Below are 12,656 nucleotides of genomic sequence, written 5' to 3'. Positions count from 1 at the left end.
CACCGGTACGAGGAGCGACGATGATCGAAATCGTGGACGAGGATGCGACCACTGTGTTCGCCGACCACCGGGAACTGCTGTTCTCGGTCGTCTACAACATGCTCGGCAGTGTCGCCGACACCGAAGACGTGCTGCAGGACACCTGGCTGGCCTGGGTGGCGCGCCTTCGCGCGGACGGCCCCGAGATCGAGCACCCGCGCGCCTATCTGGTCCGTATCGCGGTCAACCACGCGCTGGCCAGGCGCGCCGCGATCAGCAGGCGGCGGGAAACCTACGTCGGGCCGTGGCTACCCGAGCCGCTGGTCTCCGACGAACCGACGGCCCAGGACAGCGCCGAGACCGCGCTGCGCGCCGAATCCGTCTCGATGGCGATGCTGGTGGTGCTGGAGACGCTCACTCCGCTCGAGCGCGCGGTGTTCGTGCTGCACGACGTGTTCGGCTATCCGCACGCCGACATCGCCGACATGCTCGGCCGAAACGCCGCGGCCGTCCGGCAACTCGCGCACCGGGCGCGCGAACACGTCCATGCCCGCCGACCGCGCCACCAGGCCGACCCGAGGGTGCAGCGGGAGGTGACCGAGAAGTTCCTGGCCGCCCAGCTCGGCGGCGATATGGCGGGCCTGCTCGAACTGCTGGCCCCGGATGTGACGTTCTGGTCCGACGGCGGCGGCAAGCAGCGGGCGGCGCTGCGCCCGATCCACGGCATGGACAAGGTCGCCCGGCTGATCACGAGTCCGATTGTGCTGGGCCATGTGCCGAACCTGCGCATCCGGCACCGCTGGGTCAACGGTGACCCGTCGGCGGTGGTCTTCTCCGGTGACGCGCTGTTCGCGGTGGTCGTGCTCGACATCGATCCGGGCACCGAGCAGATCCGCGGCATCTACGCGGTGGCCAACCCGGACAAGCTCGCCAGGATCGCGGGTGATCAGCGTCCGACGCGCGGATAGGGCAGGTCGGTGCTGGTGAGCTCGTTGACGGCGAGGGGGCTGCCGATGTGCGGGAAGGCGCGCTGCGGGCACGACGGACGCTCGCAGACCTTGCAGCCCGCGCCGATCTGCACTGCCACGGCGGGGTCGTCGAGCTGGAGGCCGGACGAATAGACCAGGCGCTCGGCGTATTCGATGTCACAGCCGAGGCCGATCGCGAAGTTCTTTGTCGCGGTGCCGAATCCGTGCGGCGCGGTCATCGCGGTGCGCGCGATCCACAGGTAGCGCCGCCCGTCCGGCATCTCCGCGACCTGGGTGAGGATGCGGCCGGGATGGGCGAACGCCTCGTGCACCACCCAGAGCGGGCAGCTGCCGCCGACCCGGGAGAAATGAAAGGCGGTGGCGGACTGGCGTTTCGAGATATTCCCCGCGCGGTCGGTGCGGACGAAGAAGAACGGCACCCCGCGCTGGCCTTGGCGTTGCAGCGTGCTGAGCCGATGGCAGATGGTCTCGAAGCCGACCTCGAAGCGCAGCGCCAGCAGGTCGATGTCGTAGTGCAGTTCCTCCGCCGAGCGCAGGAAGCGGCCGTACGGCAGCACCAGTGCGCCCGCGAAGTAGTTGGCCAGCCCGATCCGCGCCAGCGTGCGGGATTCGCCGGTGAGTGAGGGTGTTTCGGCGAGCACGCCGTCCAGCTCGGTGCTGTACAGCAGGAACCCGAGGGTGGTCGCGATCTGGAAGGCGCGCTGCCCCGGCCGCAGTCGCCTGGCCAAAGTCAGTGTGCGGCTGTCGGGGTCGTATTGCCGCTTCGGGATGGACGGATCCGCACCGTCGCCGCGCACGAGCACGGTGACCCCGGCCCGCTCCTCGGCCACCCTGGCGAGCTGGCGATCCAGCGAGCCGATGGTCAGGCCGGACTGCTCGAACAGATGCTCGGCGGCGAGATCGAGCTGCGGGATGTGATTGTGGTGGTCGTAGAAGAAGTCCCGGACGTCCTCGTAGGGCATGGGCATGCCCGGCGCGCCGGTGGGCGCGGACACCCGGGCGGAGAGCAGGTCGAGCTGGTCGGTCGCGGCGCGCAGGCGGCGGTGCATCGCGACGACGATCCTGGCGACCTCGGGCTGCCTGGTCGCGAGTTCTTCCACCTCGGTCAGCGGCGCGGTGTGCCCACCCGCGGCGTCGATCAGCACCTCGTGCAGATCGGAGACGAGGCGCGCGTCGGAGTCGGCGGCGAAGAACTGGACGTCTAGATCGAAGGTGGAGTTGAGTTTTAGCAGGACCGGGATGGTGAGCGGTCGCTGATCGCGTTCGAGCTGGTTGAGATAGCTGGGCGACAGGTCCAGCGACTTCGCGAGAGCCGCCTGGGTGAGTCTGCGTTCTTCGCGCAACCGTCGGAGCCGGGCGCCCGCATACATCTTCCGCACCTGCAAGATCGTAGCCCCGGGCCTTCGCAATCATCGCAATATCCACACTTCTTTTCCACAGAAATATGCTGCTGCGAGGTATTTTGCGCGAGATGTCGGCTGCGTAGCGTGCGAAGAGAGGTTCTTTCACCACCCCTTGGAGGACGCATTGAAGACACACATCGTACGCGCCCGCCCCGCCGACGCCGATTTCCCGCGCGCGGAACACCTGGCTACCAAGATCGCCGAGGTAGCTGCCGACCCGGTCGAGGTCCCGGCGGAGGTCGCCGAGATGATCGTGAACCGGATCATCGACAACGCGGCGGTCGCGGCCGCGTCACTGACCCGCCGTCCGGTGACCAGTGCCCGGGCGCAGGCGCTCGCGCAGCCGTATCGGCCCGGCGCCGGTCGGTCGGGCGCGACGGTGTTCGGCCTGCCCGCGCAGCGCTGGGTATCGCCGGAATGGGCCGCCTGGGCCAACGGAGTCGCGGTGCGCGAGCTCGACTTTCACGACACCTTCCTGGCGGCGGAGTACTCGCATCCGGGCGACAACATCCCGCCGATCCTCGCAGTGGGCCAGCATCTCGGTCGCAGCGGCGCGGACCTGATCCGTGGCCTGGCAACGGGTTACGAGATCCAGATCGACCTGGTGCGCGGAGTCTGCTTGCACGAGCACAAGATCGACCATGTCGCGCACCTCGGGCCGTCCGCCGCCGCGGGCATCGGCACGCTGCTCGGGCTCGACCCCGAGACGATCTACCAGGCGATCGGGCAGGCGCTGCACACCACCACTGCGACCAGGCAGTCGCGCAAGGGCGAGATCTCCAGCTGGAAGGCCTACGCGCCCGCGTTCGCCGGGAAGATGGCGGTCGAGGCGGTGGACCGGGCCATGCGTGGCGAGGGCGCGCCGTCGCCGATCTGGGAGGGCGCCGACGGGGTGATCGCCTGGCTGCTCGGCGGGGCCGACGCGGAATATCGTGTGCCACTGCCGGGTCCAGGCGAGGCGAAGCGCGCGATCCTGGACAGCTACACCAAGGAGCACTCGGCCGAGTACCAGAGCCAGGCACCGATCGACCTGGCCCGCCGGATGCGTTCGCGCATCGGCGATCTCGACCAGATCGCCTCGATCGTGCTGCACACCAGCCACCACACGCACGTGGTGATCGGCACCGGATCGGGCGACCCGCAGAAGTTCGACCCGCACGCCAGCCGCGAAACCCTGGACCACTCCGTGCCTTACATCTTCGCGGTCGCGCTACAGGACGGAGCCTGGCACCACGAGCGGTCCTACGCGCCGGAGCGCGCGCAGCGACCGGACACCGTCGCGCTGTGGCGCAAGATCTCCACCACCGAGGATCCGGAGTGGACGCGGCGCTATCACGCCACCGACCCTAACGAAAAGGCTTTCGGCGCACGGGCGGTGGTGACGCTGCACAGCGGGGAGACCATCGTCGACGAGCTCGCCGTCGCTGACGCGCACCCGCTCGGTGCGCGACCGTTCGCGCGGGCGCAGTACCTCGCCAAGTTCCGCACGCTCGCCGAGGGCGTGCTCGACCGGGCCGAGCAGGATCGTTTCCTCGACGCGGCCCAGCGCACCCCGGAACTGGCTGCGGGCGAACTGGATCAGCTCACGTTCACCGTGTCGAACGCCGTGCTGGACCGCGCGCCCAAAACTCCGGAAGGGATCTTCTGATGCCGCTACTCGCCATCCCAGATCAGCGCCTGCGCGGCGATCACCGCGACGCCGTTGAAGGTCACCGAGGGGGAGCCGTGCAGCCGGTAGCCCTGATCGAGCAGGCCGCTGATCCGCGCACAGAACGAGGCGTCGTCGACGCCGGTGATCAAGCGGTAGCGCAGGGGACGATCGTTCATGCCGTCAGCCTAGAACGGTGCCGCCGATGACGGGACTGCTGGCGGCCGCGACGAGTGCGGCGGACAAGCGGGTGGCCTTCCGGGCCGGGTTGGCATCGGGGCAGCTCCAGCGGTTGCCCGGCGCGTTCAATCCGCTGGTGGCCAAGCTGATTCAGGAAGTCGGCTTCGAGGGGGTCTACGTCTCGGGCGCGGTGATGTCGGCCGAGCTCGCCCTGCCCGATATCGGCCTGACCACGCTCACTGAGATCACCGCGCGGGGACAGCAGATCGCGCGGGTCACCGACCTGCCGGTGCTGATCGATGCCGATACCGGGTTCGGCGAACCGATGAACGCGGCACGCACGGTGACCCTGCTGGAGGATGCGGGCCTGGCCGGCTGTCATCTCGAAGATCAGGTGAACCCCAAACGCTGCGGTCATCTCGACGGCAAGGCGGTGGTGCCCGTCGCCGAGATGGTCCGCCGCCTGCGCGCAGGCGTGTCGGCGCGGCGTGACCCGAACTTCGTGCTCTGCGCCCGGACCGATGCCCGCGGCACCGAGGGGTTGGCCGCGGCCATCGATCGGGCCAAGGCCTACGCCGACGCGGGCGTGGATCTCATCTTCACCGAGGCCCTGACCGACGCTGCGGAGTTCGCGAAATTCCGCGCCGCCGTGGATGTTCCGCTGCTGGCCAACATGACCGAGTTCGGCAAATCCGAGCTGCTCTCGGCACAGACCCTGGCGGATCTCGGCTACAACGCCGTCATCTACCCGGTGACGACGCTGCGACTGGCCATGTACGCCGTGGAACACGGACTGCGCGAAATCGCCTCGACCGGAACCCAATCCGGTCTCATCCCGGTGATGCAGCACCGATCGCGACTCTATGAACTCCTGAACTACCAGCAGTACAACGACTTCGATTCCGGAATCTTCACGTACACCCCTAGCGAGTGAGCGACATGACCGAGATCAAGAAGGGCCTGGCCGGGGTGGTGGTCGATACCACGACCATCTCCAAGGTGGTGCCCGAGACCAACTCACTGACCTATCGTGGCTACGCGGTGCAGGATCTCGCGGCCCACTGCTCCTTCGAAGAGGTCGCCTACCTGCTCTGGTACGGCGAACTGCCCGACGCGGCCCAGCTGGCGCTGCTGTGCCAGCGGGAGCGGGCGCAGCGCCGGGTCGACCGATCCATCCTGTCGCTGATCGAGAAGATGCCCACCTCCTGTCATCCGATGGATGTGGTCCGGACGGTGGTGAGTTTCCTCGGGGCCGAGGATCCGGAGGAGGAGCTGGCTGCGGCCCCCGCGCCGCGTGCCTTGTTGGGCAAGGCTTTACGGCTCACCGCGGCGCTGCCGACGATCATCGCCGCCGATATGCGCCGTCGGCGCGGCCTCGATCCCATTGCGCCGCACTCGCATCTGGGTTTCGCGGAAAACTTCCTGAACATGTGCTTCGGCGCGGTGCCTGACCCGCGCATCGTCCGGGCCTTCGAGATCTCCCTGATCCTCTACGCGGAGCACAGTTTCAACGCCTCGACCTTCGCGGCGCGGGTGGTCACCTCGACGCAGTCGGACATGTACAGCGCGATCACCGCCGCCATCGGCGCGCTGAAGGGGCCGCTGCACGGCGGCGCGAACGAGGCCGTCATGCACGCCATGCTGGCGATCGGTGAACCCGAGCTGGCCGCGGAATGGTTGCGCGCCAAGCTCGAAGGCAAGCAGAAGGTGATGGGGTTCGGGCATCGCGTCTACAAGAACGGCGACTCCAGGGTGCCGACCATGCGGGCCGCGCTGGCGGAGGTCGCCGAGGTGACCGGTGGGCAACGGTGGTTGCGGATGTACACCGAACTGGAGCGGGCGATGGCCGAGGCCACGGGTATCAAGCCGAATCTCGACTTCCCGGCGGGACCCGCCTACTACCTGATGGGCTTCGATATCGCGATGTTCACGCCCATCTTCGTGATGAGCCGGATCACCGGGTGGACCGCGCATATCGCGGAGCAGGCGGCCTCGAACGCGTTGATTCGGCCGCTCTCGGAGTACGTCGGGGTGCCGCAACGCGAGCTCGCCGGGCTCCACTGAGACAGGGTCTTCCTAACCGAGCACTTGCTTGGTTGAATCGGGGAGGCGGCGCGGACAACGCGGTTCGGCCGCCCCCGGCATCAGAAAGTGAGCCAAACCCATGCCAAGCCCCGATGAACTCGTCCGCGACATGTGCCGCAGCTGGTCCGACCCCGATCCGGACCGCATCGCGTCCTTCTTCGCCGAAGACGCTGTCTACCACAACATCCCGATGGAACCGGTGGTCGGCCGCGCCGCCATCCGCGAGTTCATCGCGGGCTTCCTCACCACCTTCGAGGCCATCGACTTCGAGATCCACCACCAGATCGCCGCGGGCAACCTGGTCATGAACGAACGCACCGACACCCTCCGCAGCGCGGGCCAAGCCATCCCCCTCCCGGTCACCGGCGTCTTCGAGGTAGCCGGCGACGCCATCGTCGCCTGGCGCGACTACTTCGACATGGGCGTCATCAACCGCGCCTTCAACCTGGCGGGCTGAACCCGGTCGAACCGGTCGGACCGTTCTGGAAAATTCCTGGTAGCTACCCGGAACCGACGGGTGAGTTCGCGCGTCGAAGGTGGTTAGGGGCGATTCATGGAGTGGTTGACGACGGGTGAAAAGGGGTTGGTATGGACCGATGTCCGGGGTGTCATACGGCGTGGCGGCGGGGGATGAGTTCCAGGTCGCGGCAGCAACCGGTCAAGCGGGCCGAGGAACCGTGTGAGCGGTACACGTCACGGCGGCGGCAGCGGCTGCGGCCGGAGACCGAATTCGAGTGAGGTGGTGGGTCGGTGCCTCCCGTAGTGGGAGGCACCGACCGTCAGCGGCTGGCGTTCTCCGGAAGTAAATGTGCGAGTAGCAGTTTGATCAGCAGGAGCGGAGCGAACCAGGCCACGACGTGCGGGACGGTGAGCATGCTGGTGGTGATGGTGAGTGCGGCGGCGGTGGCGCCGAAGGCGATGGGGCGGCGTAGCTCGCGCGGGGCGGTCGTGACCAGGACGGCTCCGGTGAGGGCCGAGGCGTAGATGGTGGCGGCGGCGAGCCAGGTGAAGCCGGGGACCACCAGGGCGAGCAGGAACGGCTGGACGTGGATGGCGACGAAGCCGAGGTGGTGCAGGCTGGTTCGGTCCGGGCGGTGATACCAGCGCTTCGCCGAATCGGTGGCGTTGACGACCGCGCCGCCGAACATGTCGAACGCGACCAGCGTGACGACGGCGACGCTCAGCCAGGACAACTCGGCGTGCAGCGCCAACCCGAAAGCTAGTGCGGCACCGCCGAATGCCGCGCCGAACCCGATGGTGACCTCGCCGCGCGTGGCATTCGGCGCGATCAATCTATCCGTGAGATTCATCGACGGATTCCTTCCACGCAGATCTGCACTATCGGGTCGGCCAGTTCGCGCAGGGACACCTGTGGATCGACCAACGCCTGGACGAGACAGCCCTCGATGGCGCCGACGACGACTGCGGCATGCCGTTCGTCGATGCCGGGTCGCACCTCACCGTCGGCCTGTGCCTGCCGCAGCAGATCCGCGATGGCCGAGCGGTATTCGCGATACACCGTCGCCATATCGAGCGGTGGGTTCGACGCCCAGACGTCCAGCAGGACGCGCGTGTGGTCGGGGTGCGCGGCGAGCATCTCGACCGTCCCGCGGATCAGCCGGGTCAGCCGATCCAGCGCGGTACCGTCGCCCAGCTCGGCCAGCACCTGCCCGCTGCTCTCGGCGTAGCTGTCGAAAACCCCGGCCAGCAACGCATCTCGGCTGTCGAAGTATAGATACACGCTGCCCTTGGCAATACCCGCCTCGGCGGCGACGTCCTCGATGCGCGAGGTGGCGAAGCCTTTGCGGGCGAACACGCGCACCGCCGCCTCGAGAATCTCCGCTCGGCGCGCGACCCGGTCGACTTTCTTCGGCATGATCCGATTATGAATGACCAGTCAGTCATAAACAAGGGTCGGGTTCAGCCCCCTCCGCGAACACGAAGGGGGCTGAACTTCAAAATGCCAGAACGATCAGCGCACAGCCGTCGCGGCGGCCACCATGTTCCGCAGTGACGCTTCCACCTCGACCTGCCCGCGGGTCTTCAGCCCGCAGTCCGGATTGACCCACAGCCGTTCGGCGGGAACGGCTTTCAGTGCCGCACGCAAGGACGTGGTGATCTCCTCCACGCTGGGCACCCGGGGCGAGTGGATGTCGTACACACCCGGCCCGACACCCAGATCGAAGCCCGCCGCGTTGAGGTCGTCGAGCACCTCCATCCGGGAGCGCGCCGCCTCGATCGAGGTCACGTCGGCGTCCAGCCCGGCGATCGCGTCGATCACCTCGCCGAACTCCGAGTAGCAGAGGTGGGTGTGCACCTGGGTGGCGTCCGAGACGCCGGAGGTGGCGATCCGGAACGCCTGCACCGACCAGTCGAGGTAGGCCTGCTGGTCGATCTTGCGCAGCGGCAGCAACTCCCGCAGCGCGGGCTCGTCCACCTGGATGATGCGGATACCCGCGGCCTGCAGGTCCACCGTCTCGTCCCGGATGGCCAGCGCGACCTGCCGCGCCGAGTCGCCGAGCGGCTGGTCGTCGCGGACGAACGACCAGGCGAGGATGGTGACCGGCCCGGTGAGCATGCCCTTCACCGGCTTGTCGGTGAGCGACTGTGCGTAGCTGATCCAGTCGACGGTCATCGGGGCAGGCCGGGTCACGTCGCCGAACAGGATCGGCGGTCGCACGCACCGCGAACCGTAGGACTGCACCCAGCCCTGCTCGGTGGCGGCGAAGCCGTCGAGCTGTTCGGCGAAGTACTGCACCATGTCGTTGCGCTCCGGCTCGCCGTGCACCAGCACGTCCAGGCCCAGCTTCTCTTGCAGCGCAATGACATCGGCGACCTCGGCACGCATCCGGCGGATGTACTCGGCCTCGTCGATCTCGCCCTTGCGGAACGCGGCCCTGGCCAACCGGATCGCCGAGGTCTGCGGGTACGAACCGATGGTCGTGGTCGGCAGCGGCGGCAGTTGCAGCCGTTCCTGTTGCAGCGCACGACGTTCCTCGGCGGGCGCGCGCCGGCTCGCGTCCGGACCGAGCGCCGCCAGCCTGGCCCGCACCTGCGCGTCGTTGAGCCGGGGGTCGGACTGCCGCGTCGCCAATGCCGCCCGCACGTCGGCCAATTCGGCGCTGATCGCCTCGGTGCCCTCGGTCAGCGCGGTCGCCAGCAGCCGGACCTCGGCCACCTTCTCCGTGCCGAACGCCAGCCAGGACCGCAGGCGATCGTCCAGCCCGGTCTCCGCGGCGAGCGTGTACGGCACGTGCAGCAGCGAGCACGAGGTCGAGACCGCCACCGATGCGGCGCTGCCCAGCAGGGTGCCCAGGGTGGACAGTGCCTGGTCGAGATCGGCCCGCCAGACGTTGCGGCCGTCGACCACGCCGGCCACCAGCAGCTTGCCCGCCAGGGCCGGGACGCCCACCACATCAGAGACGCCGGTGCCTGCGGTGAAGTCGAGCGCGATGCCCTCGATGTCGGTGCCCGCCAGCGCGGTCAGTGCCGCGTCGGGGTGGCCGAAGTAGGTGGCCACCAGGATCGCGGGGCGCTGCGACGACGCGGACAGATCGGTGTAAGTGCTACGCACCAGGTCGATTTCGTCGTCGGTGAGGTCGGTGACCAGCGCGGGCTCATCGATCTGCACCCAGCCGACCCCTGCCTCGGCCAGCAGCCGGAGCAACTCGCGATACAGCGGGACGAGCTCGGTGAGCCGGTCCAACGGCGCACCGCCGGTGGCCTTGGCCAGCTTCAGGAAGGTGATCGGCCCGACCACCATCGCGCGCGCGTTCGCGCCGAGCTCGGCCGCCTCGCGCACCTCGTCCAGCAGCTTCTGCGGATTGAGCGAAAACACGGTGTCCTGGCCGATTTCCGGCACCAGATAGTGGTAGTTGGTGTCGAACCACTTGGTCATCTCCAGCGGTTCCACCGTGTCGGTGCCGCGGGCGGCGGCGAAGTACCGGTCCAGCGGATCGGCGATCCCGGCGACCCGCTGCGGCAGTGCGCCGAGCAGCTGGGCGGTGTCGAGCACCTGGTCGTAGTACGAGAAGGTGCCCACCGGGATCGAATCCAGGCCTGCCGCTTGTAATTCGGTGAGCTGGGCGTGGCGCAGTTCGCGCGCGACGGCGTGCAGCTGCCCGGCGTCGATCTTGCCCGCCCAGTAGGCCTCGGTGGCCCGCTTGAGCTCACGCCGCGGTCCGACCCTAGGTAGCCCGAGAACCGTTGCGGTGAACGGTGTCTGATTTACAACAGTCACGTTGTCTCTCCAGTGCTGGTGTCGTAGGCCGACGCCATAAGGGCTGCGCGGCTACCGAGATACGCCAGGAGATTCGACAGAACTAGAGCCCGACATATCAGTACTGGTAGAACCGCGCGCCCAGATCCACGAGGCGGTGGCCGCCGGATACGGCGTATCCGACACGGCTGGCAGGTCTTCGGACTCACAGGCACCGGCCTTCCGGCCGACCTACTGGCCGTCGCTTCCCGGGCATGGTGCCCAGTGCGTGTGACGGCGGTCGTTCCTGCTCACCGCTGCGGGACAGTCCCGGATTCCCACCGGGTTCCCTCTCGCCCGGCCACCCTTTCGGGGCGGTCGAACTCGACTCCGCTGCGCGACGACGGGGCTCCATCTCGTACGCGCCGCAGTGAACCAGCTGCACCTACGAGCATAGGGCGCGCGGCGCGGTGGTGGGCGGCCGGGCGGGGGAGCGGCGGTCTTCGATCATTTGCCCATCACTGTTTGGTCATTTGACCAAGTCTGTGAGGAAGCCCACGGAACTCGGGTGTAGCCGCTCTTTCCGAAATGCGTTTAAGGTTGTCCCCTCGGGGGGAGGGCTCCCGCGTGGGGAAACGATTGCAGGAGTACGCGTGGTGACTGAACGGTCGGTATCGATCGTCATTCCAACCTACATCGGGACGGCCGACGGCCTGGATCTACTCGATGTCCAACTAGGCGCCTTGACGCGTCAAGATTATAGGGGGGAATTCGATGTCGTCATAGCCGACAACGGATCCCCGATCGATGTGAAACTCCATATCGAATCTCATCCGCTGCACGGACGCCTCGAACTGCGTTATGTAGACGCGTCGGGGACCTCCGGTGCGGCATTTGCCCGTAATGTCGGTGCGGCGCAAGCCACCGGCACGATCTTGTTGTTCTGCGATCACGACGACCAGGCGCATGCCAATTGGGTCAGCCGCATGGTCGAGTTCCTGGACGAGGGTTACGACCTGATTTGCTCTGCGGTCGAAGGTGATTCGCTCAACGCGGCCAATCCGCGCCACGTCGCCAACATCCCGGCGCCCGACAAATTCCAGCCGACCGGCGTTTATGCACCTGTGATCATCGGGACCAGCATGGCGTGCCGGGCGGAGGTGTATCGGAAGCTGGGCGGCCAGGACACCAGCTACGCCGCGAACGAGGATCTCGAATTCGGCTGGCGGGCTCATCGCGAGGGATACCGTCTCGGATATCTGCCGGAGGCGCTCGTCGCCTATCGATACCGGCAGGGCTTCCGTCCCGGATATCGGCAGGGACGCAGCCGGGGCATCGGCCTCGCCCGGCTGAATGCGGAATTCCCGAACAATGGGTTGCCGGAAATTCACCTGCCCGAAGTCTTGTTACGCATGATTCGTCTGCCATTCACTCGCGGATTGGTTGCCGAGGAGCGCGGACTGATGATCGGCCTCGCCGTCGGTCAGTTCCGCGGCGGGCTCCGGCATCGGACGATGCACTGGATCTGACAGTGTGACGCGCGGATGAACGCATCTTCGCAACGCCGCCGGACGGCGTTGTGAAGATGCTTGCGAAGGGCCCTTCCGTGTCTGTGAGGCGGGTGGGTCCGGGTACCTTAGGCCAATGTTCACGAAAGTCTTGGTTGCCAATCGGGGCGAGATCGCCATCAGGGCCTTCCGCGCGGCCTACGAGCTCGGCGTTGGGACGGTGGCCGTCTTCCCGTACGAGGACCGCAACTCGGTCCATCGGACGAAGGCGGCCGAGTCCTACCAGATCGGTGAACAGGGGCACCCCGTCCGGGCGTACCTCTCGATCGACGCGATCGTCGACGCGGCCAAGTCGGCGGGCGCCGACGCCGTCTACCCGGGCTACGGCTTCCTGTCCGAGAACCCGGACCTGGCGGCGGCCTGCGCCCGCGAGGGCATCACCTTCATCGGCCCGTCCGCCGAGGTGCTCGAGCTCGCGGGCAACAAGGCGCGGGCCATCGCGGCGGCCAAGGCGGCCGGGCTGCCGGTGCTGCGGTCCAGCGCGCCGTCCGCCGACGTGGACGAGTTGCTTGCCGCGGCACAGGAATTGGACTACCCGATCTTCGTCAAGGCGGTAGCAGGCGGCGGCGGGCGCGGCATGCGCCGGGTCGCCGACGCCGAGCACCT

The 12,656-nt window shown here is 67.7% G+C and carries 12 protein-coding genes and 1 riboswitch; of the genes, 7 read left to right on the top strand and 5 right to left on the bottom strand.

Features of this window, described 5'->3' with window-relative positions; all coding sequences use genetic code 11:
* Positions 1-20 precede the first annotated feature (20 nt).
* A complete protein-coding gene (sigJ, locus tag NN4_RS33250) occupies positions 21-947 on the top strand; it encodes an RNA polymerase sigma factor SigJ (protein WP_147139678.1) in 927 nt (308 codons plus the stop codon).
* Here the strand turns inward: sigJ and NN4_RS33245 are convergent.
* Positions 926-2,347, bottom strand: coding sequence for a short-chain fatty acyl-CoA regulator family protein (locus NN4_RS33245; protein WP_186818757.1), 1,422 nt, complete (start codon positions 2,345-2,347; stop codon positions 926-928). The two genes, sigJ and NN4_RS33245, sit on opposite strands and share 22 nt — an antisense overlap.
* A 148-nt stretch (positions 2,348-2,495) precedes the next feature.
* Here NN4_RS33245 and prpD point away from each other — a divergent pair, with 148 nt between their 5' ends.
* The gene (gene prpD / locus NN4_RS33240) at positions 2,496-4,019 is read left to right on the top strand and encodes a 2-methylcitrate dehydratase PrpD (RefSeq protein ID WP_147139676.1); all 1,524 of its coding nucleotides are present in this window, start codon (positions 2,496-2,498) and stop codon (positions 4,017-4,019) included.
* Between the two features lie 5 nt (positions 4,020-4,024).
* Here the strand turns inward: prpD and NN4_RS33235 are convergent, their stop codons facing one another.
* Positions 4,025-4,198: a DUF1737 domain-containing protein gene (locus tag NN4_RS33235; RefSeq protein ID WP_147139674.1), complete on the bottom strand. Its 174-nt coding sequence runs from the start codon at positions 4,196-4,198 to the stop codon at positions 4,025-4,027.
* Between the two features lie 26 nt (positions 4,199-4,224).
* On the opposite strand from NN4_RS33235, the gene prpB reads away from it, so the two are divergent.
* From prpB to NN4_RS33220, 3 genes are all read left to right on the top strand, one after another.
* Entirely contained in the window at positions 4,225-5,133 is a 909-nt protein-coding gene (prpB, locus tag NN4_RS33230; RefSeq protein WP_147139672.1) for a methylisocitrate lyase, read from the top strand.
* 5 nt (positions 5,134-5,138) lie between these two features.
* Positions 5,139-6,263 (top strand): bifunctional 2-methylcitrate synthase/citrate synthase, encoded by a 1,125-nt coding sequence (locus tag NN4_RS33225; RefSeq protein WP_147139670.1) that lies wholly within the window; start codon positions 5,139-5,141, stop codon positions 6,261-6,263.
* A gap of 100 nt (positions 6,264-6,363) precedes the next feature.
* Positions 6,364-6,741 (top strand): nuclear transport factor 2 family protein, encoded by a 378-nt coding sequence (locus NN4_RS33220; RefSeq protein ID WP_147139668.1) that lies wholly within the window; start codon positions 6,364-6,366, stop codon positions 6,739-6,741.
* Between the two features lie 322 nt (positions 6,742-7,063).
* Here NN4_RS33220 and NN4_RS46690 read toward each other — a convergent pair whose 3' ends face one another.
* From NN4_RS46690 to metE, 3 genes are all read right to left on the bottom strand, one after another.
* Positions 7,064-7,594, bottom strand: coding sequence for a hypothetical protein (locus NN4_RS46690; RefSeq protein ID WP_147139667.1), 531 nt, complete (start codon positions 7,592-7,594; stop codon positions 7,064-7,066).
* A complete protein-coding gene (locus tag NN4_RS33210; protein WP_147139665.1) occupies positions 7,591-8,160 on the bottom strand; it encodes a TetR/AcrR family transcriptional regulator in 570 nt (189 codons plus the stop codon). Before NN4_RS33210 ends, NN4_RS46690 begins: the two co-directional genes overlap by 4 nt.
* A 96-nt stretch (positions 8,161-8,256) precedes the next feature.
* Entirely contained in the window at positions 8,257-10,524 is a 2,268-nt protein-coding gene (gene metE, locus NN4_RS33205) for a 5-methyltetrahydropteroyltriglutamate--homocysteine S-methyltransferase (RefSeq protein ID WP_147139663.1), read from the bottom strand.
* A 152-nt stretch (positions 10,525-10,676) separates the two neighbouring features.
* A riboswitch (cobalamin riboswitch) is annotated at positions 10,677-10,871 on the bottom strand.
* Positions 10,872-11,135: 264 nt separating this feature from the next.
* On the opposite strand from metE, the gene NN4_RS33200 reads away from it, so the two are divergent.
* Both NN4_RS33200 and NN4_RS33195 read left to right on the top strand, forming a co-directional pair.
* Positions 11,136-12,011 carry a glycosyltransferase family 2 protein gene (locus NN4_RS33200; RefSeq protein ID WP_186818756.1) on the top strand — a complete coding sequence of 292 codons (876 nt, stop codon included), beginning with the start codon at positions 11,136-11,138 and terminating at the stop codon, positions 12,009-12,011.
* Between the two features lie 115 nt (positions 12,012-12,126).
* The coding region (locus tag NN4_RS33195) for a biotin carboxylase N-terminal domain-containing protein (RefSeq protein ID WP_281289439.1) at positions 12,127-12,656 on the top strand (530 nt) is incomplete at its 3' end.

The organism is Nocardia ninae NBRC 108245 (assembly GCF_007990755.1).
Taxonomy (GTDB): domain Bacteria; phylum Actinomycetota; class Actinomycetes; order Mycobacteriales; family Mycobacteriaceae; genus Nocardia; species Nocardia ninae.
Note: the sequence above shows the minus strand (reverse complement) of the source record. Positions and strands in the feature narration are given on the sequence as shown.

What these genes read in the sequence shown, in the direction of transcription:
- sigJ (WP_147139678.1), top strand. Translation starts at nt 21, where the DNA reads ATGATCGAAATCGTGGACGAGGATGCGACCACTGTGTTCGCCGACCAC.
- NN4_RS33235 (WP_147139674.1), bottom strand. Translation starts at nt 4,198, where the DNA reads ATGAACGATCGTCCCCTGCGCTACCGCTTGATCACCGGCGTCGACGAC.
- NN4_RS33210 (WP_147139665.1), bottom strand. Translation starts at nt 8,160, where the DNA reads ATGCCGAAGAAAGTCGACCGGGTCGCGCGCCGAGCGGAGATTCTCGAG.
- NN4_RS46690 (WP_147139667.1), bottom strand. Translation starts at nt 7,594, where the DNA reads ATGAATCTCACGGATAGATTGATCGCGCCGAATGCCACGCGCGGCGAG.
- prpB (WP_147139672.1), top strand. Translation starts at nt 4,225, where the DNA reads ATGACGGGACTGCTGGCGGCCGCGACGAGTGCGGCGGACAAGCGGGTG.
- NN4_RS33220 (WP_147139668.1), top strand. Translation starts at nt 6,364, where the DNA reads ATGCCAAGCCCCGATGAACTCGTCCGCGACATGTGCCGCAGCTGGTCC.
- NN4_RS33225 (WP_147139670.1), top strand. Translation starts at nt 5,139, where the DNA reads ATGACCGAGATCAAGAAGGGCCTGGCCGGGGTGGTGGTCGATACCACG.